The organism is Pseudomonas sp. AIG (assembly GCF_977020205.1).
The window spans coordinates 26732-45973 of sequence record NZ_CDROCK010000001.1 but is presented as its reverse complement, the minus strand read 5'-3'; the positions used below and the strand labels follow the sequence as shown (position 1 = coordinate 45973).

At 59.0% G+C, this 19242-nt stretch carries 20 protein-coding genes and 1 tRNA gene; 9 read left to right on the top strand and 12 right to left on the bottom strand.

Annotated features, from left to right (window positions below; genetic code table 11):
- The first annotated feature begins 13 nt into the window (after positions 1-13).
- The gene (locus ACWR1S_RS00235) at positions 14-223 is read left to right on the top strand and encodes a hypothetical protein (RefSeq protein ID WP_454561983.1); all 210 of its coding nucleotides are present in this window, start codon (positions 14-16) and stop codon (positions 221-223) included.
- Positions 224-232: 9 nt separating this feature from the next.
- Here the strand turns inward: ACWR1S_RS00235 and ACWR1S_RS00230 are convergent, their stop codons facing one another.
- Together ACWR1S_RS00230 and ACWR1S_RS00225 are read right to left on the bottom strand one after the other, a co-directional pair.
- Positions 233-646 carry a cupin domain-containing protein gene (locus ACWR1S_RS00230; protein ID WP_454561982.1) on the bottom strand — a complete coding sequence of 138 codons (414 nt, stop codon included), beginning with the start codon at positions 644-646 and terminating at the stop codon, positions 233-235.
- 123 nt (positions 647-769) lie between these two features.
- On the bottom strand, positions 770-1669 hold the full coding sequence (locus tag ACWR1S_RS00225; protein WP_454561981.1) for a transcriptional regulator GcvA: 900 nt from the start codon (positions 1667-1669) through the stop codon (positions 770-772).
- 109 nt (positions 1670-1778) lie between these two features.
- Between ACWR1S_RS00225 and gstA the strand changes: the two genes are divergently transcribed.
- From gstA to ACWR1S_RS00210, 3 genes are all read left to right on the top strand, one after another.
- Positions 1779-2390, top strand: a complete 612-nt coding sequence (gene gstA, locus ACWR1S_RS00220; RefSeq protein ID WP_454561980.1) for a glutathione transferase GstA — start codon at positions 1779-1781, stop codon at positions 2388-2390.
- Between the two features lie 99 nt (positions 2391-2489).
- Positions 2490-2870, top strand: a complete 381-nt coding sequence (locus ACWR1S_RS00215) for a RidA family protein (protein ID WP_007919637.1) — start codon at positions 2490-2492, stop codon at positions 2868-2870.
- Positions 2871-3086: 216 nt separating this feature from the next.
- Positions 3087-5075: a peptidase U32 family protein gene (locus ACWR1S_RS00210; protein WP_454561979.1), complete on the top strand. Its 1989-nt coding sequence runs from the start codon at positions 3087-3089 to the stop codon at positions 5073-5075.
- Between the two features lie 114 nt (positions 5076-5189).
- Here ACWR1S_RS00210 and ACWR1S_RS00205 read toward each other — a convergent pair.
- Positions 5190-5264: transfer RNA gene (locus ACWR1S_RS00205), tRNA-Gln, on the bottom strand.
- A 319-nt stretch (positions 5265-5583) separates the two neighbouring features.
- Between ACWR1S_RS00205 and ACWR1S_RS00200 the strand changes: the two genes are divergently transcribed.
- Positions 5584-6612: an alpha/beta fold hydrolase gene (locus ACWR1S_RS00200; protein WP_454561978.1), complete on the top strand. Its 1029-nt coding sequence runs from the start codon at positions 5584-5586 to the stop codon at positions 6610-6612.
- Positions 6613-6816: 204 nt separating this feature from the next.
- On the opposite strand, the gene ACWR1S_RS00195 is transcribed toward ACWR1S_RS00200, so the two are convergent.
- The 7 genes from ACWR1S_RS00195 to ACWR1S_RS00165 all read right to left on the bottom strand — a co-directional run bounded on the left by ACWR1S_RS00195 (position 6817) and on the right by ACWR1S_RS00165 (position 13698).
- Complete coding sequence (locus ACWR1S_RS00195; RefSeq protein WP_454561977.1) at positions 6817-7173, bottom strand: DUF6124 family protein; 357 nt, start codon at positions 7171-7173, stop codon at positions 6817-6819.
- Between the two features lie 120 nt (positions 7174-7293).
- Complete coding sequence (locus ACWR1S_RS00190) at positions 7294-7659, bottom strand: DUF6124 family protein (RefSeq protein WP_095050669.1); 366 nt, start codon at positions 7657-7659, stop codon at positions 7294-7296.
- A 720-nt stretch (positions 7660-8379) separates the two neighbouring features.
- On the bottom strand, positions 8380-9405 hold the full coding sequence (locus ACWR1S_RS00185; RefSeq protein WP_454561976.1) for a GlxA family transcriptional regulator: 1026 nt from the start codon (positions 9403-9405) through the stop codon (positions 8380-8382).
- 50 nt (positions 9406-9455) lie between these two features.
- The gene (locus ACWR1S_RS00180; protein ID WP_454561975.1) at positions 9456-10577 is read right to left on the bottom strand and encodes an agmatine deiminase family protein; all 1122 of its coding nucleotides are present in this window, start codon (positions 10575-10577) and stop codon (positions 9456-9458) included.
- A gap of 50 nt (positions 10578-10627) precedes the next feature.
- On the bottom strand, positions 10628-11731 hold the full coding sequence (locus ACWR1S_RS00175) for an extracellular solute-binding protein (protein ID WP_454561974.1): 1104 nt from the start codon (positions 11729-11731) through the stop codon (positions 10628-10630).
- Position 11732: 1 nt separating this feature from the next.
- Positions 11733-12641 (bottom strand): N-carbamoylputrescine amidase, encoded by a 909-nt coding sequence (gene aguB, locus ACWR1S_RS00170; RefSeq protein WP_454561973.1) that lies wholly within the window; start codon positions 12639-12641, stop codon positions 11733-11735.
- Positions 12642-12645: 4 nt separating this feature from the next.
- Entirely contained in the window at positions 12646-13698 is a 1053-nt protein-coding gene (locus ACWR1S_RS00165; protein WP_454561972.1) for an agmatine deiminase family protein, read from the bottom strand.
- A 111-nt stretch (positions 13699-13809) separates the two neighbouring features.
- Here ACWR1S_RS00165 and ACWR1S_RS00160 point away from each other — a divergent pair, with 111 nt between their 5' ends.
- Positions 13810-14718 (top strand): LysR substrate-binding domain-containing protein, encoded by a 909-nt coding sequence (locus ACWR1S_RS00160; protein WP_454561971.1) that lies wholly within the window; start codon positions 13810-13812, stop codon positions 14716-14718.
- On the opposite strand, the gene ACWR1S_RS00155 is transcribed toward ACWR1S_RS00160, so the two are convergent.
- Together ACWR1S_RS00155 and ACWR1S_RS00150 are read right to left on the bottom strand one after the other, a co-directional pair.
- Positions 14667-15821, bottom strand: a complete 1155-nt coding sequence (locus ACWR1S_RS00155) for a radical SAM/SPASM domain-containing protein (RefSeq protein WP_454562183.1) — start codon at positions 15819-15821, stop codon at positions 14667-14669. The genes ACWR1S_RS00160 and ACWR1S_RS00155 overlap by 52 nt on opposite strands.
- 126 nt (positions 15822-15947) lie before the next feature.
- The gene (locus ACWR1S_RS00150; protein ID WP_454561970.1) at positions 15948-16844 is read right to left on the bottom strand and encodes a LysR substrate-binding domain-containing protein; all 897 of its coding nucleotides are present in this window, start codon (positions 16842-16844) and stop codon (positions 15948-15950) included.
- A gap of 116 nt (positions 16845-16960) precedes the next feature.
- Here ACWR1S_RS00150 and ACWR1S_RS00145 point away from each other — a divergent pair, with 116 nt between their 5' ends.
- The 3 genes from ACWR1S_RS00145 to ACWR1S_RS00135 all read left to right on the top strand — a co-directional run bounded on the left by ACWR1S_RS00145 (position 16961) and on the right by ACWR1S_RS00135 (position 19136).
- The gene (locus ACWR1S_RS00145) at positions 16961-17362 is read left to right on the top strand and encodes a RidA family protein (RefSeq protein ID WP_454561969.1); all 402 of its coding nucleotides are present in this window, start codon (positions 16961-16963) and stop codon (positions 17360-17362) included.
- A gap of 73 nt (positions 17363-17435) precedes the next feature.
- Positions 17436-17993: a helix-turn-helix domain-containing protein gene (locus tag ACWR1S_RS00140; RefSeq protein WP_454561968.1), complete on the top strand. Its 558-nt coding sequence runs from the start codon at positions 17436-17438 to the stop codon at positions 17991-17993.
- Between the two features lie 75 nt (positions 17994-18068).
- The gene (locus ACWR1S_RS00135; protein WP_454561967.1) at positions 18069-19136 is read left to right on the top strand and encodes a bifunctional HD family hydrolase/N-acetyltransferase; all 1068 of its coding nucleotides are present in this window, start codon (positions 18069-18071) and stop codon (positions 19134-19136) included.
- The last annotated feature ends 106 nt before the right edge of the window (positions 19137-19242 follow it).

Genomic DNA, 19242 nt, shown 5'->3' with positions numbered 1-19242 from the left:
AGAGGATGCCCGAATGCCGAAAAAACCACCGGCCCATCAGAAAACCGCAACCGCCGCAGAGATCGAACACTCGATTCAGGCGCTGAACAAAATGGCCGAACGCCTCTGGGGTGAAGGTCGCGAAGCCGAGGCCAAAGCGCTGCTCGATGCCCTCGATGCGCTGAACCGGGCGCTGGACAGAATCAGGATTGGCGAGAGTCGCCGCGCGGCGACGCTCCATTGAATCGCGGGCCTACGGCTTGAGAATCAGCAACGGCTCACCCTTCTTGACGATGTAAGTCGCCAGCTCCGAGCCTTTGTCCGTACCAATGTTTTTGGCGACATGCGCCACCCCTTGCGGAATAAACAACGAATCCCCCGCCTTCAACGTCACCGGCGCCCTGCCCTCCAGTTGATACTCGAAGGTGCCGCTGATCACGTAAGCGACCTCAACACCGGGATGGGCATGTCTGGGCGAGGTCACGCCGGGTTCGAAATCGACGCGTGCCTGAATCACCTCACGCTCGGCCGTACCGAGATCCTCGCGAACCAGATCGGTGCGGCTCAAGCCTTGTTGCCAGCTCTTGGCCGGCGCGTCAGCCGCGTGGACGACACCGATCATTGCAGCCAATAGTGCGGCGCTGGCCAGTAACAGGGGACGATGCATGATGAAGCCCTCTCAAACTTAGGGGTGTGGAGGCCTCTAGCGTGGGTGTCGCGTGTATTGCTGATGTGTCGCAAACCCTGAGTTTATTGTTCTCGTGTGTCTGCGCGGCAGCTTGATACAGGCTTATACAAAGGTGTCTGAACCTGGCGGCAATGCCAACAACCAAGTCCTGAACGCCACGATCTTCCTGGATTCCGCGGTTTCATGCGGCATCACCAGATAAAAGCCGAGTTCGTCTTGCAAACGCAGATCAAACGGCACAACCAAACGCCCGGCCCGCAGATCGGCTTCGACATAGGTTGATCGCCCCATGCACACGCCCTGCCCGTCAACGGCGGCCTGAACCGCCATCATCGCCAGATCAAAGGTCATGCGCGGGCCTTCTGCGAGCTGCGGCGGTTGACCTGCTGCCCGTAACCAGGTGCTCCAGTCACCGGCGGTCACGCCACTGACTTGCAGCAACGTGTGGTGGGCGAGGTCAGCGGGCGTGCTTAACGTGTTCGCCAGTTGCGGGCTGCACACCGGAAAAATCTCGTCGGACATCAGAAAATCGCCACGCAAGCCTTTCCAGTCACCCCGCCCGTAGCGGATCGCCGCATCAATCGCCCCCTTGCGAAAGTCCACCCGCTCCGTGGACGCGCTGATTCGCACATCGATACCAGGAAACGCCTGCTGAAAGGACGGCAAACGCGGCAACAGCCACTTCGACGCGAAGGACACCAGGGTGCTGAGGGTCAGCACGCTTTTCTCGCGCGATTCGAGCAGCTGTTCAGTCGAGTAACGCAGTTCATGAAACGCCGCACGAATACCGGGCAAGTAAGCCTGCCCGTCCTCACTCAGTGCCAGACCATCGTTGAGCCGCAAAAACAGAGGCACGCCCAACTCCGCTTCGAGTCGGCGAATCTGATGACTGACCGCCGTCTGGGTGACGTTGAGCTCCTCTGCAGCCTTGGTAAAGCTCATGTGCCGAGCGACCGCTTCAAAAGCACGCAATCCATTAAGCGAGGGAAGTCTGACGGACATTTGGCTCGTAACTCTCATGAGATTTTGTCATACGCTAGCACTCGAAATGACCTTTGCGAAAGCCGTTGCGGCAATGGAATCTGGCGTCTTTTCTCTGCAAGGAAGTGCCATGAAACTGTATTTCGCCCCGATGACCTGCTCGCTGTCTCCGCACATTGTGCTGCGGGAACTGGGTTTGCCTTTCGAACTGGTTCGCGTCAACAACCAGAGCAAGCGCACGGCTGACGGGCAAGACTTTCGCGACATCAACCCCAAAGGCTACGTCGCAGCGCTGCTCCTGGATAACGGCGAAGTGCTGACAGAAGGCCCGGCGATCCTGCAGTACCTCGCCGATCAGGCCCCCGAAAGCGCGCTGGCGCCGGCACTTGGCAGTTGGGAGCGGACACGCTTGCAGGAATACCTGAACTTCATCAGCACGGAAATTCACGGTGGCTGTGCGCCGCTGTTCGATGCGCAGATTCCACAGGCGACCCAAGCGATGTTCACCCACAAACTGTTCAAGCGCCTCGACTACCTGAACCGCAAACTGGTCGATCAGGACTATTTGCTGGGCACCTTCGGTGTCGCCGATGCCTACCTGTTTACCGTGCTGACATGGCTGCCAAACTTCAATATCGACCTGCAGGACTGGCCGGCGCTGGCCACCCACTCCCGGCGGGTCGCCACCCGCCCCAGTGTCCTTGCAGCGATCGCGGCAGAAGCGGCGACGCAACCGGTTTGATCGCCCTCTACGCTTTCACTGCAGTGGCGGCTGATCATTTGTCCGTTAGCCGTGAATCTGTAAACTGGCGCGATTTACTCGCTCAAACAAGGGATCCGCATGGCTAACCAAGACATCACTTTTACCCCCGATCCGGACGCAGACTCGATTTCCTCGGACGTCACCACGTTCAACGGGATCATGATGTCCACGCAGATCCCGACCCGTGCCGACGGCAGCCTGGAACTGGGCGACATCACCCTGCAAAGCGAATGCACACTGCAAGCGTTGAAAGTTGCGCTGGAACGCGCCGGCAGCTCGATGGACCGGGTGATGCACCTGACTATCTACCTGACCGACATGGCGGATCGCGCGGCATTCAATGAGGTTTACAAGCGCTACTTCGCCAAGCCTTGGCCGGTGCGTGCGGCGGTGGGTGTGGCATCGTTGGCGGTTGAAGGGATGCGCGTGGAAGTTACGGCGATGGCCGCCAAGGCCTGAGACTCACTGCACAACCCCTTGTGGGAGCGAGCTTGCTCGCGAAAGCGTCAGTTCAGTCTCCATTGATGTTGAATGTCCTGCCGCCTTCGCGAGCAAGCTCGCTCCCACAGGGGTCAAGGTGACAATGCCCTGTGCCATCGGGCAGCACGGGCGTGCCGGGCGCGCGTTTCACGGGTAGAATGCGCGCCTAACCGTGACAGCCTGACTAAAAAAACTATGTCCTTGCCCAAGCATCATCTGGAATTGCTCAGCCCTGCCCGCGATGTCGCCATCGCCCGTGAGGCGATCCTGCACGGCGCTGACGCCGTGTACATCGGCGGCCCGAGCTTCGGCGCGCGCCACAATGCCTGCAACGAAGTCGGCGAGATCGCTGAACTGGTGGAGTTCGCCCGCAAGTATCACGCGCGCATCTTCACCACCATCAACACCATCCTGCACGACAACGAACTGGAGCCGGCGCGCAAGCTGATCCATCAGTTGTACGACGCCGGGGTCGACGCACTGATCGTTCAGGATCTGGGCGTGATGGAGCTGGACATTCCGCCGATCGAGCTGCACGCCTCGACGCAGACCGACATTCGTACGCTGGAGCGAGCGAAGTTCCTCGATCAGGCCGGTTTCTCGCAATTGGTCTTGGCCCGCGAGCTGAACCTGCAAGAAATCCGCGCCATCGCCGACGAAACCGACGCGGCCATCGAGTTCTTTATCCATGGCGCGTTGTGCGTGGCCTTCTCCGGCCAGTGCAACATCTCCCACGCGCAAACCGGGCGCAGCGCCAACCGTGGCGACTGCTCGCAAGCCTGCCGTTTGCCGTACACCCTCAAAGATGAAAAGGGTGGCGTGATCGCCTACGAAAAACACCTGCTGTCGATGAAAGACAACAACCAGAGCGCCAACATCCGCGCCTTGGTTGAAGCCGGTGTGCGCTCGTTCAAGATCGAAGGTCGCTACAAGGACATGGGCTATGTGAAGAACATCACCGCCTACTACCGCCAGCGCCTCGATGACGTGCTCGAAGATCGCCCGGACCTGGCCCGCGCCTCCAGCGGCCGCACCGCGCACTTCTTCCTGCCCGACCCGGAAAAGACTTTCCACCGCGGCAGCACCGATTACTTCGTCACCGATCGCAAGATCGACATCGGCGCTTTCGACTCGCCGACCTTCACCGGGCTGCCAGTCGGCACCGTCGAGAAAGTCGGCAAACGCGACATGCAGGTCGTCACCCAGGAGCCGCTGTCCAACGGCGATGGCTTGAACGTGCTGGTCAAACGCGAAGTGGTCGGTTTCCGCGCCAACATCGCTGAAGCCAAAGGCGAGTTCGAAGAAGACGGCGAGAAGCGCTACCGCTACCGCGTCGAGCCGAACGAAATGCCGGAAGGCCTGTACAAGCTGCGTCCGAATCACCCGCTCAATCGCAACCTCGATCACAACTGGCAACAGGCGCTGCAAAAGACCTCGTCCGAGCGTCGCGTAGCCCTGAGCTGGGTCGCTCGTCTGCGTGAAGAGCAGCTGGAAGTCACCGCCACCAGTGAAGAAGGTATCAGCGCCAGCGTCACCCTCGCCGGTCCGTTCGGCGTGGCCAACAAGCCTGAGCAAGCGCTGGAGCAACTGCGCGATCTGCTCGGCCAGCTCGGCACCACGCAGTACCACGCCACCGACATCAAACTGGATGCGCCGCAGGCGTTCTTCATCCCCAACTCGCAGCTCAAAGCCCTGCGCCGTGAAGTGATCGAGAACCTGACCACCGCCCGTGTCGCTGCGCACCCGCGTGGCGGCCGTAAAGCTGAAACCAGTCCCCCGCCGGTGTACCCGGATTCGCACCTGACCTTCCTCGCCAACGTCTACAACCAGAAGGCGCGCGACTTCTACCACCGTCACGGCGTGAAGCTGATCGACGCGGCGTACGAAGCACACGAAGAGCCAGGCGAAGTGCCGGTGATGATCACCAAGCACTGCCTGCGTTTCTCCTTCAACCTGTGCCCGAAACAGGCCAAAGGCGTGACCGGCGTGCGCACCAAAGTCGCGCCGATGCAGTTGATCCACGGCGATGAAGTGCTGACGCTGAAGTTCGATTGCAAGCCGTGCGAAATGCACATCATCGGCAAGATGAAAGGCCACATCCTCAACCTGCCGCAACCGGGCAGCGTGGTCGGCCACATCAGCCCCGAAGACCTGATGAAAACCATTCCGCGCGCACCGCACTGAGTGGACGGCGTGCGCGGTGCTTCGGCGCCGCGCACGTCTGCTTTACCAAGCCTGGCCAAATCGCAGGCATAAAAAAACGCCAACTTCTTGCGAAGTTGGCGTTTTTTTCGAATATGGCAGGGGCGGCTGGATTCGAACCAACGCATGGCAGGATCAAAACCTGCTGCCTTACCGCTTGGCGACGCCCCTACTGCTCTGCCCAGCTACTTCGTTAGGTTCGCTGTGAGAACGGGGCGCAATTTACCAAGGTTTTTTGGCTTTGGGAAGCGCGAAGTGAAATATTTTTTGTTTTAAAACAGCGACTTATTATTTTGGCCTGAATCAGGTCCAGGGTGAGTCGGTTTCGCCGCCGTGTATCACACTGTGTACGAACCCCACCGCGACACATCGACTTTCAACAAAGCCGTTCTTCGACACAGGCCAGATACGTCTCCACGCTCAAATGCACGCAAGGTTTCAAGGGTTCATTCAGGCCCCTTGACCAACGGCTCGCAAAGGAGACGTCACCATGAAGATGGCACTGCACACCCGCAAAACTGCGTTCGGTTTGTCGATTCTGGCTTTGTCGTTGTTCGGCGCTTTTGGCACTACTCAAGCGCAAACCAATGAGCCTGCGGCCGTCAGTTATTCCGCGCCCTCGCCCTTCGGCCCGCTGAAACATGTGAAGGCTGGCGTGCTCGACGTCGCCTACGCCGAAACCGGCCCTGCGAATGGCCCGGTGGTGATCCTGCTACACGGCTGGCCCTACGACATTCACAGCTACGACGAAGTCGCGCCGTTGCTCGCGGCCAAGGGTTATCGGGTGTTGATGCCCTATGCGCGGGGTTATGGCGATACGCAGTTCCTTTCCAAAGACACCCTGCGCAATGGTCAACCGGCGGCGCTGGCCAGTGACGTCATCGACTTCATGGACGCGTTGAAAATCAAGCAAGCAGTGCTCGGCGGTTACGACTGGGGCGCGCGTTCGGCGGACATCGTTTCGGCGTTGTGGCCGGAACGTGTGAAAGCGCTGGTGTCGGTCAGCGGTTATCTGATCGGCAATCAGGCTGCCGGGCAGAACCCGCTGCCGCCCAAGGCTGAATTGCAGTGGTGGTATCAGTTCTACTTTGCGACTGACCGTGGCCGTGCCGGTTACGAGAAGAACACTCATGATTTCGCCAAGCTGATCTGGCAAACCGCTTCACCGCAATGGAAGTTTGATGACGCCACGTTCGATCGCAGCGCCAAAGCGCTGGAGAACCCCGATCACGTCGACATCACTGTGTTCAATTACCGCTGGCGTCTGGGCCTGGTACAGGGCGAGGCGAAATACGCGGCGCTGGAGCAGAAACTCGCCACCGCACCGTCGATCAGCGTGCCGACCATCACCCTTGAAGGCGACGCCAACGGTGCGCCGCACCCGGCGCCTGAGGATTACGCCAAGCGCTTTACCGGCAAGTATCAGTTCCGTTTGATCAATGGCGGGATTGGGCACAACTTGCCGCAGGAAGATCCGCAGGCGTTTGCCAAAGCCGTGATCGACGCTGACCACCTGTAGAAACAAAAAAAGCAGTCAGCCGCGAAGGCTGACTGCTTGATTATTTGAGGGTGGTGGGATGGTCACGTTTTGCAGATGCTTTGCCTGAACGGACGCCATCGCGAGCAGGCGAACGCCTACAGGGGGAACGCATTCAAATGTAGGCGTGAGCCTGCTCGCGATCACGCCCGACCAAACACCCTCAACCCCGACTAACGTGCGCGATCACTCGGTTGGCACAACCAGATCCAACGCCTTATTCACCGCCAACTCCCCCAACATGACCACTTGCGCAATACCCAACAGGGTATGGCGGTTTGCGCCCTCCAGCATCCCGGCAAAATTGCCGAGCATGACCGACGCGGACGCCAACGACCCGCAAGCATTGGTCAGCAACGACTCCGTGTCTGCTTGCGGGTTGACCATGAACAGAGCATTGGGCGCATAGGGTGTGGCCATGATCGCGGCAGGCAACAGGTAATGGTCAAGCGCACGCTCTGCCGCTTCGTGCAGCTTTCTTGAATTGGGCGAGGCGTACGGGGACACCAGGTCGGTGACCGGTGGTTCGGGTGGCTGAGACATCAACTGAAACTCCAGACAAGAACCGTTTGCGGTTCTTTGATAGAAGGCGTGAAGCGTCGCGATCGCGGACGCTTCCGTGCAAATGAGGGGGGCAAGCCCCCTCACCCATCTGCATCGCGATTAGTGCGGCAAGCGCTGGTTATCCAGGACTCGACCGACCACCAGCTCGCTGAGCATGATCACCTGTTGCAGGATCAGCATCTTTTTGCGCTGTGAAGGGTCAATCGAATCGGCGAGATCGCGGGCCATGTCAGTGGCTGAGGACAAGGTTTCAGTGGCTTCGACGAGCAGGGTTTCGTTATCCACCGTGGGGTCGATCAGGTAGATCTTGCCGGTCTTGCGGGTGGGTATTGAGGTCTTCAGCGCGGAGGGATTGAGGTAGAAGTTGATCGCGCGGTCGGTGGCCTCTTTGATGTTTTGAGGTTCGAGTGCGGCGTCGTAGGGGATTGGATCGGTTTCTGGCGGGTTTGGCGTAATTTTGAACATAGATGACACTCGCTTAGCAAAAAATAAGGAGCCATCACTCACGCTACCAAACGAGGTGGTGACCATTGCGCGGGTTGGTAGACCGGTCTAAGCGAGTAAACCCCGGCGCTCCCGAAGGAGCCCCACGCATGGCCACCATATAAAACCGAGCCCCGAAAAGAGACTGCATATAGCGGCGCATAACGCTTAGAAAACGGGCTACCAAACCCGATCACTGTTTTGCAGTGACAGGGAAACGATACAGCCCGCCTCAAGGCGCGTAAGCCGGCGGATTCTGGCGTACGCGTAGGCAACGGCGCAAGGTGTTGTAGCCGTTATGGCGTAACAGTGCGTGTAAGTTAAACGTGTGTGGGTGACAGCGTTTAAGAGCCCCTCACCCTAGCCCTCTCCCCGAGGGAGAGGGGACTGACCGAGGTGTTTGGGAGAGGTACGCCGACGTGGGATATCGCGTCGAACTCTGGTGAGGACGCGGTTGGTGCCACCTACAAATTTCCTCACCTTGGCCCTCTCCTCGAAGTAGAGGGAACTGACCGTGGTGTTTGGGAGAGGTGCGCCGACGTGGATTACCGCGATGTTTTTTGGTGAGGAAGCGGTTGGTGCCGCCTACAAAGCCCCTCGCCCTAGCCCTCTCCCAAAGGGAGAGGGAACTGACCGAGGTGTTTGGGGGAGGTACGCCGACGTGGGATTGCGCGGCGCACTCTGGCTGGGAAATGGCTGTTGTTATTTGACCAGGCGTTTTTCTTTGGAAGGTCTGTAGCCGAAATATGAGCTGTAGCATTTGCTGAAATGACTCGGCGAGACGAAGCCGCACGCCACCAGCACTTCCACTTGTGACAGCTCAGTGTGCTGCAACAACCGCCGTGCTTCGGTGATGCGCAGCTCCAGGTAATAGCGCTGCGGCGTGGTGCCCAGTTGTTCCTTGAACAAGCGCTCCAACTGGCGACGTGAGCGTCCGGCGTACACCGCCAGTTGCTCCAGCTCCAGCGGCTCTTCCAGATTGGCATCCATCAGCTTCACCACTTCACGCAGCGGCGCACTGACGCAGATGTTTTCATCCGGTTTGATCCGCCGGTAACGCGACTCTTCGAAGGCGAGGATGTCTTCGATACCTTCGACCAAGGCTTTGCCGTGCAGGCTCTTGATCCAGTCCAGCGCCATATGAAAAGCGCCGGACGGACTCGATGCCGTGAGCCGGTCGCGGTCGATCACGTAAGGCTCGCTGCTGACATGGGTGGTTTTGGCGATTTCAGTCAGCGCCGGGCGATGTTCCGGGTGGATCGCGCAGCGATAGCCGTCGAGCAATCCAGCGCGGCCGAGGAACCACGAACCGTTCCACAACCCGGCGAGGCTGATGCCGCGCTCCGCTGCCGATCTGAGCAAGCCGATGAACTCATCACTCGCGCGCAGTTCGGTGCGATAACCGCCACACACCACCAGCAGATCCAGCTGCTGAAGCGCGACCGAATCCAGACGTGCATCGGGGCGGATCACCAGGCCCAGATCACTGATGACTTCACCGTCGCCCAAACCAAACGTGCGCGAGGAAAACAACCCCGGACGCAACAGGTTGGTAGTGACAACGGTGTCCAGCGCTTGGGTAAACGCCGGTAGCGAAAAGTGTTCGAGCAGCAGAAAACCAGTGCGGGTCATGCGCGGGTCTTCCGCGCTTTGCTCATTCAGATAGCGGAGGTTTTTCCCCTTCATGCCTCCGCTGAATTGGCGTCGTTCGATCAAGTTGTGGTCCATCGGTCATGTTGTTATGCGCCGATAGTTGGCTTGATCCGCGTCAGAGTCAATCACGCCTGTGGTTGATGGCTGGTCACGCAGTGAATTCCGCCCCCGCCAGCGGCGATGGCATCGATGTTGAGCTGGACGATTTCGCGCTGCGGATACAGTTGCGACAACAGATCGAAAGCCTTCTTGTCCGCCGCTTTATCGCCGAACTCCGGGGCGATGATCGCGCCGTTGATGACGAAGTAATTGATGTAACCGGCGGCGAAGTCCGGGTTGTTTTTGTTGAACTTGCTTTGGCGCGGCTTCAGCGGCGGCGACATCGTGTGGATCTGCAATTTGCGGCCTTCAGCGTCGGTGGCGTTCTTGAGGATTTCCAGGTGCGCCAGGGTGACCTTGTGATCGTAGGATTCAGGGTCGGTGTCGAGGTTGGCGATGACCACGCCGGGCTTGATAAAGCGTGCGTAGAAATCGACGTGAGCATCGGTGATGTCCTTGCCCTTGATGCCCGGCAGCCAGATGATTTTGCGCAGGCCCAGACGCTCCTTCAGTTCAGCTTCGACATCGGCCTTGCTCCAGTCCGGATTGCGGTTGCTGTTGATCCAGCTGCTCTCGGTCATGATCCCGGTGCCGTGACCGTCGACCTCGAGGCCCCCGCCCTCGCCCACCAGATCGGTGCGGATGTACGTGGCTTGCGCGTCGTCGGCGACCAGTGCAGCGATCTTCGAGTCTTTACTGTGCTGCTGTTTGCCACCCCAACCGTTGAAGTTGAAGTCCACCGCGCCGAGACCACCCTTGTCGTCGATGACGAAGTTGGCGCCGATGTCGCGCATCCAGATGTCATCGAGCCCGGCAGTGACGTAAGTGATATTGCGCGTACCGCAGAACTCTTCGGCGATGCTGCGTTCGTTCTTGCGGCAGAACACGGTGACCGGTTCAAACCGGGCAATGGCGCGGGCAATGCGGCCGAGCGCTTCCTGGACGTCTTCGGTGAAGTCTTCCCAAATCGCATCCTGCGCGCCGAAAGCGATGTAGGCGCGCTCATGTTTATCGCCTTCGTCGGGCATGAACCAGCGGCCCTGCGCGGCGGCGAGGACTTTGCCCGGCGAAAGGCCCAGGCCAGTAACCGCAGCGCTTACAGCGGCGACCACCGAGGCTTGTTTGATGAAATCGCGACGAGTCGTCATGTGGGTTTCCTGTCTTTCAGTGAAGGGCCGACGCGTACGCCGGCCATTGATCATTTGCCAGTGGCAGTCCTGAATTTGGTCCAGGTGCGCATGCGCGCGCGCATGTCGGCCTGAGGGATGTCTTTGCCCGGTATCAATCGAGCATAGGTTGCTTCGTCGAGGTAGATATCCGGGTTGTCGCGCATGCTTTCATCGACACTCGCCCGCGCCTTGGCGTTGGAGGTCGGGTAACCGGTGAAATTGCTGATCGCTGCCATGTTCTCGGGGCGCATGACGAAGTTGATAAACGCGTAGGCGTATTCCGGGTGTTTCGCGTCGACCGGAATGGCCATGGTGTCCATCCACACCGTGGTGCCTTCGCGAGGTACGCGATACTGAAACCTGGTGTGCTTGCCGGCACTGTCCGAGGTGCGCTGGGCCTGGGTCATGTCGCCGCTGTAGCCGAGCGACAGGCACAGGTTGCCGTTGACCAGGTCAGTGACCGGTTGCGACTGGAACTTGCGGATGTACGGCCGCAACTTCATCAGCAACTCGCTGGCCGCTGCCAGATCTTCGGCTTTGCCGCTGCGCGGATCGCGACCGAGGTAATTGAGCACCACCGCCAAAGCTTCGTCTGGCGAGTCGATCATCGAGATGCCGCAATCGGCAAACTTCGCCGCCAGCTCCGGTTTGAACAGCATGTCGAGGCTGTTCACCGGCGCATCGGCCATGCGCTGTTTGATCTGTTCTTCGTTGTAGGTCAGGCCGATGGTGCCCCAGGTGTAAGGCACCGTGGCTTTGCTGGAGTGCTCGTAATGGCCGCGCAGCTTCTGCAAACCGGGTTCGATGTCGGCCAGCTCGGTCAGCTTCGTTTGATCCAGCGGCATCAGGCTGCCGGCGCGCATCAAGCGCTCGGCGACGGTGTCGCCGGGAAAGATCAGGTCGTAACCGCTGCCGCCGGAGAGCATCTTCGCCTCCAGTGTTTCGCTGCCGTCCATGACGTCGTAGATCACCTTGATCCCGGTTTCGGCGGTGAAGCGACTCAAGGTGTCTTCGGCAAAATAATCCGCCCAGTTGTACAGCCGCAGGGTTTTGTCTTCGGCGTGCAGCGACGGTATCAAGCAGACCAGCGCCAAACCGATCGCGCCGCGCAAGCGTTTGTGATGGATAGCCATGTCAAACCCCTTGGGTGTTCCAGCGTGCATGAAGGTGGCGACCGTCCTGACTGAGCAACGGCCCGTACATCTCCGGCCGACGATCGCGATAGATGCCCCAGCTCAAACGCTCTTCGCGCATGGCCGCCAGATCGAGGCGCTGCACCAGCAAACCGCTGCTGTCGCGGTCAGCGCTGGCGAGCAATTGGCCTTTGTGGTCGCTGATGAACGACGAACCGTAGAAGCTCATTTGCAGGTTCGAATCGGTGGTCGCGGTTTCTCGACCGACCCGATTCGACGCCACCACCGGCAGCAGATTGGCAGCGGCATGGCCGCGCATGGTCATCTGCCAGTGATCGCGGGAATCCAGCGCCGCGCAGCCCGGCTCGGAGCCGATGGCGGTTGGATACAGAAGTACTTCGGCGCCCATCAATGCCAGGCAACGGGCAGTTTCCGGGAACCACTGATCCCAACAGATGCCGACGCCCAGGCGGCCGAATGCGGTGTCCCAGACTTTGAAACCGGTATCGCCGGGGCTGAAATATTCCTTCTCCTGATAGCCGATGGCGTTGGGAATATGGGTCTTGCGATACACACCCAACAGGCGCCCGTCAGCATCGGCCACACTCAGCGAATTGAAGTAGGCGTTGCCGGCCCTTTCGAACCAGCTCAGCGGCAATACCACGCCCAACTCGCGGGCCAGTGCGGCGAAGCGCGCGAGCACACGGCTGTCGCGATATTCCTCGGCCAACGCCATGTGTTGATGGCTTTGTTCGATGCAGAAGTACGGTGTGGCGAACAGCTCCTGCAACAGGATCACTTGCGCGCCCTGCTGCGCTGCGTCACGGACGAGTTGCTCGGCGCGATCAAGGTTGCCGGGTAAATCCCAGGTGCACGGCATCTGGGTGGTCGCGATGGTCAGAATGCTCATGCGTTCAACCTCTCAGCGGCCAGGCCGGCTGCTGTTGCGTGATGCAATGCACCCCGCCACCGCCATGGGCCAAATGATTGATCCGCACCGGTACCACTTCGCGGCCGGGGAAGGCTCGCTCAAGCACTTTGGCGGCGACGTTGTCAGCCTCGATGCCATACGCCGGCATGATGATCGCGCCGTTGGCGATGTAGAAATTGGTGTACGAGGCGCAGAACACTTCGGCTTCGGTGTCGACCGCATCGGTCGCTTCGAACAGTTCGATCAGCTCGAATTTGCGTCCGTTGGCATCGGTGGCCAGTTCCAGTGCTCGGCGGTTTTCCCGCGCCACTTCGGCGTACACCGACGATTGATCATGGGTGGCGTCAACCAGCAGCACACCCGGACGGGCGAAGGCGCAGACGCCATCGACGTGGCCATCAGTCATGTCGCCAGTGACGTAATCCGGATCGCCCGGCAGCCAGACGGTTTTCTTCACGCCGAGCAAGCGGCTGAAGATCTCTTCCATCTCGCCTTTGCTCATGCCGGGGTTGCGATTGGGGTTGAGCAACACCGATTCAGTGGTGATCAGCGTGCCTTCACCGTCGACATGAATCGCCCCGCCCTCGTTGCTCAGCGGCGTGCCGAAGCATTCCAGGCCGAGGTGATTGAGCGCGCGGCGCGCCAGACTTTCGTCCAGATCATGCGCCGACTTGCCGCCCCAGGCGTTAAAGCGCCAGCTCACCCCGGCCAGCCCCTGCTGCGGATGACAGACAAACGTCGGGCCGGAATCGCGGCACCAACTGTCATTCACGGCCAGCGTAATCAGCTCGATGTTCGGCCCGCACAAGGCTTTGGCGCTGGCGATGGCCGATGGATCGACCACCAATTTCACCGGTTCGAAACGGGCGATGGCGTTGGCGACGCGAGCGAAATCTTCCTGCACCTGCGCCAGGGTCACACCCCAGCCCGACTCCCACAGCGCTTTGTTGTGCGGCCAGACCATCCACGTCGCGGCGTGAGTTACCCACTCTGCCGGCATCATCCAAGCGCTGTTTTTATTATCGTTGTGCTGCATGATAAGCCTCGTTAGTTAAGCCGTTGTGTTCAATAGGCTTATGCTACGACCCATAAAAACGGCAAACAAACGATGGATTTTGCGGATAACTGATTAGAGGAGCTTATCGATATGCTTAAACACTGGCCGCCGCTCAGCTCTCTGCGTGGCTTCGAAGCCGCCGCCCGGCTCGGCAGTTTTCACAAGGCTGCCGAGGAGTTGAGCCTCACGCAGTCGGCGATCAGTCAGCAGATCCGCAGCCTTGAGGCCTATCTGGAACAGCCGCTGTTTTTCCGCAGCGGTCGCAGCGTGGCATTGACCGATGCCGGCCACGATTTGCTCAGCACCACGCAAGCGATGCTGCAGCAATTGGCGGTGGGGATTCGGCGTCTGGGCCAGTATCAGAAACCCAATCAACTGGTGCTCAACACCACGCCGGCATTCGCTCGGCATTGGCTGTTGCCGCGTTTGGCGGATTTTCGCGCGCAGCATCCAGAGGTAGATCTGTGGATTTACAGCACCGATGAAGTGCCGGACATGGCCACCCAGACCATTGATCTGGCGGTGCGCGACGACATCAGCTCGCAGGCCGAATGCAGCTTCAAAGTGCTGCACGTCGATCGGCTCTTTCCAGCCTGTCACCCGAGGGTTTTAGCGTTGCCGGCGGCACAGCGCACCACGTTGCATGGCGAGCGGGAAATGGACTGGAGTCATTGGGCGGTCGAGGCCGGGATCGACGTCGGCCAGCAGGATCAGGGGCTGAATTTTTCCGATCCGGGATTGCTGCTCGACGCCGCGTGTTCGGGGCTGGGCATCGCGCTGGTCAGCCAATTGCTAAGCCGTCAGGCGCGCGCTGACGGCTTGTTGCAACCCTTGGTCGAGAACACCATTCGCGGGCCGAACTGGGCTCTGCTGACCCACCGCGACAGTGAGCATGATCCGCTGGCGAAAAGCTTTATCGCCTGGTTATCAGCCCATCTGAGCCCAGATCAAACCACCGAGAACACACCAGCACCCAGTCTTCCTTCCAGACGGCCGTGAAGCACATAGTGCTGATAGCCACTTTTCAATTGTCCGGTGGCAACGGCGTGCCTGACATCGTCGTTTAGCTGGAGGTACTGCGCTTCATCGAAATTTTCAGCACTGACCTCACCCGCTCGCCCCAGCAGTTCGCTGTCCACTGTAATTCCTTGGCTGCTGAGATTCTCGAAATCAAGAATGCGATTGACCGCATGGCGCTCCAGCACCCCTTGATTGGGGAACATCGAGTAGACATGCATGCCCTTGTTAGCGCAGCGGCTGCACATGTCGACGCAGTTTTTCTGCGTGGATTTGCGCTGCATGAGTTCTGCAACCGGCATGTCGAGGTACTTGCCGACCTGATATTCGCTCTGATTGAAGATCGTGCAGCACAAAACCGTATTGCCATTGCAGTCGATTACCAGCCAGTTATCTTTGAGCGAGCAAGATTGCTGGTGATGCTGCTGGGCGACATTGACCAGATCGTCGTACGGCGGGAGTGCCAGTCTTTTCAGGGTTTCATAATCGGTATCGGTGACAGAAGGATCGCGGTCGATAATGGCCAGCGTCTTCTCCAGCGGCATCATGATCGAATAACCGGTGGTGAAATGAAAACCGAGGCGCTCACTGAACTCGCGCATCAGCGCTTCCTCATCGATGTTATCGAGGTAGCGGTGATAGTAGACGTCGACACGCGTACTCAAACCCAATCGTTGTTTGATCTCGTGCAACGCAATCATGTTCTGTTTTACAACTTCAATATCCCCCCCTACATGGCCCTTTTTGTAGGTTTCCTGGTAAAAACCGGAAAGTGAAATACGGAAGAAACCCGGATCAGCCAACAAGGCCTTTTCCATGTTCTTGGCAAGGTTGAGGTTGGTGCTGACACCGCTGCTCATGCCGGCGGCATTGATGACTTCGATGAACTCGCCAATTTTTGGGTGCACCAACGGCTCAGTCCAGTTGTACAGAAAAATCGACGTGACGCCTTCAGTTCGCGCTTTCGCGACGATCTGTTTGAACATGTCCAGCTGCATGGCTTTTTTGAAGTTGAGGTTTTCCGAATTGCCCATCGGGCAAGAGGGGCAGCTCAGATTGCAGGCGCCGACAATATCGATGTACATATTCATCTGGGTGTTGCTCCAAGGGTCGAAAGTTTTGCATCTCATCACTGCAAACTTTCGGATCGCCGGTTATGTTGGTTTTTTGACGGCATGACTGCGCATGGAAGCAATAAACGAACCACCTTGTTAATCCGCCATCAACGCCACAACCCAATCGATAAACACTCTTAACTTCAGGCTGACATGCCGGTTCGGCGGATACGCGACATAAAGCGGCATCGAGTCGAGCTGCCAACCCTTGAACAGCGGCACCAGCTCGCCGCTGGCCACATGCGCAGCGGACATGTACGTGGGCAGCCACAGCACGCCCAGGCCCGCCAGACCTGCCGCGAGATAAGCGTTGCCGTCGTCGACGGCCAGCACGTGGCGCCCTTTGATGTGCAGGTTTTCACTGGCGTTGTGCAAGGCATACGGTACCGGTTTGCCGGTACGTGCCCAGAGGAAACCGACTACGCGATGATGGCTGTCTTCCAGTTCCCGTGGATGCACAGGTGTGCCCGCGCGTGCCAGGTATTGCGGTGCGGCGAATACACCCAACTGCAGGTCGGCGACCTTGCGCGCCATCAGCGACAAGTCCATAAGCTCGCCGCCACGCACCACGCAATCGACATTCTCATCAATGATGTCGACGATGCGGTCGCTGACGCCCATGTCGATCTGAATATCTGGATAACGCGCGTGAAACTCAGGCAGGGCCGGCACCAGAATCAGCCGTGCCAGCGGACTCGGCACGTCCACACGCAGCCGGCCCGAGGGTGAAGACGCCGTGCCGGGCAGGCTGGTTTCGGCATCGTCGAGGTCGGCGAGCAAGCGGATCACCCGCTGGTAATACGCCGCGCCATCGGCGGTAACGTTGACCTTGCGCGTGGTGCGGTTGAGCAACTTGACCCGCAGGCGTGCCTCCAATTGCTGAACCAGTTGGGTCACGGTGGTCTTGCTCATGTGCAAGGTTTCCGCCGCTTTGGTGAAACTCCCCGCCTCGACCACCCGGGCGAAGGCCTGCATTGCATCAAACCGGTCCAAGGTCAGCCCCTCGATTGTTTGGATTTCACAAACAGTGAACGCCAAGCTTGCGCGTTTATCGCCTGCCTGCAAATACCTACAGTGGCTCCATCAACTCAAATGAAGGAGACACCCCCATGACTCAGCGCGATGTTGTTTTCCCACCTGCACGCCGCACGCTCTATGAGCGCCATCGCTACTCGCCAGCCATTCGCTCCAACGGTTTTCTGTTTGTCTCGGGACAGGTCGGCAGTACCGAAGACGGCACGCCAGAGCCGGACCTGAAAAACCAGGTGCGTCAGGCTTTCACGAACCTCAATGCAATCCTTGCAGAGGCCGGTGCCAGCTTCGATGACGTGGTTGATGTCACCGTATTCATCGTCGACCCGCAGTCGAAATTCGAGACGATCTGGGATGTGGTGCTGAACGAGTTCTGGGGTGATGCGCCGCATCCGACGGTGACGGCGGTTGGCGTGACGTGGCTGTATGGGTTTGATTTCGAGATCAAGGTGATTGCCAGGTTGCCTGAAGCGGCCTGATCGTCAGATCGATTTGCAGCAGGGGTCGGCAGTCTTCAGACTGGCGACCCTTTAGTCTTTTCCGACAGCCGTCATGTCAGTTTCAATGCTCAAACCTGCCCTGCCCGGTATCGCCCTGCGTCGTTGGCGCCTGTTGCATCGAGTCAAACAAAGCCACGCCGCGCAGATGTTCAACGTCACCCAGTCGACCATTTCCCGTTGGGAAAGCGGCGTACTGGCGCTGGATCCGGCTGCGCATCTACAGCTCGAGCAACTGTTGGCCGCGCGCCTCGACACGGCGGCCGATCAGGCTCTCGCCCGATTGGTGTGCGAAAGCGCACGACCGGTGCATCTGGTCTGCGACCTGACCCACCGTTTACTGGCCTGTTCCCCGGCCCGCGCCGCGCAGTTCGCCAGCCCGTTGAGCGAATTGCTCGGGCAATCGCTGTGGCGTTTCGTGACGCCGGAAATCGCCAGCAACGAACGGGCGCTCGACACACTGGGCTGGCGCGAGTTGCAGGCACCTCCGGCACTGGAATTTGTCACTGGCAGCAACGGCTCCGACCTCGTGCCGATTCACCAAAGCCTGTGCCGCTGGACCCGCATTCCACTCTCCGACGGCACTGCCGCGCGGCTGGTCGAGACGCTTTGAACGCATATTTTATGCGTGGACGCTCAACCGCATCGGGCCTAGGCTTGCTGCTCGGTTCCACCACCGGGCAAGTTCATGGACCTCGAAAAAATCAGCGGACGCCTCGAATTCCTGCGTGAAGCAGAAAGGCTCAAGGACGTTCTCAGAAGCGCACACACTTCTAGTGGGCGCACCGAAAGCACCGCCGAACACAGCTGGCGCCTGTGCCTGATGGCGATTGTCTTCGCCGATGAGTTGGCCGGGCTCGACCTGCTTAAAGTGCTGAAGATGTGCGTCATTCACGACTTGGGCGAAGCGATCAACGGCGACATCCCGGCAGTCGATCAGGCCGCGTTCCCCGATAAGGGCGAACAAGAGCGCAACGACCTTCTGCTGCTGACCCGCGCGCTCGATGACACCCTGAGAAACGACATTCTCGCGTTGTGGGACGACTACGAAAACGCCCAGTCTGCCGAAGCGAAAGCGGTCAAGGCGCTGGACAAACTCGAGACCCTGCTGCAACACACTCAGGGCCAGAACCCGGCGGGTTTCGACTACCGTTTCAATCTGACTTACGGCAAGAAACACACCGCTGCCGAACCGATCTTCGCCGCGCTGCGAACACTTATCGACTCAGACACCCGAAAAAGGATCAGCATGAACCTGACCATCCGCAACGAACACCGCGACGACATCGACATCATCTCGCAACTGACAGAAGCGGCGTTTCAGACCGAGGAACACTCAAGCCATACCGAACAGTTCATCGTCACTGCACTGCGCAATGCTGGCCAACTGAGCGTTTCGCTGGTTGCCGAGGAAAGCGGCAAGATCGTTGGCCATGTGGCGATTTCTCCGGTGACGATTTCGTCTGGCGCGACCGATTGGTACGGTCTCGGTCCGATCTCGGTATGGCCTGAACATCAGCATCAAGGCATTGGTTCGGCTTTAATGAAGGCCGCGCTGGCGCAACTGCAAAATCTCGACGGCGCTGGCTGCGTGGTCTTGGGCAATCCGGACTATTACGGGCGTTTCGGCTTCAAGAATCACCCTGAGCTGACGTTGCCCGGTGTGCCGCAGGAATACTTTCAAGTATTGTCATTCGGCGCTGACCTGCCTGCTGGAGAAGTGAAGTACCACGAGGCCTTTGAGGCTACTGAATAAGTATTCTGCTGACCGTAAATATCCGGACACACCCATTCGTTTGCCATTTCAGAGGTCGTCTGTTTGCATGCTGTCCCACATCAGCATTCAGATCAGGGAGAGGATC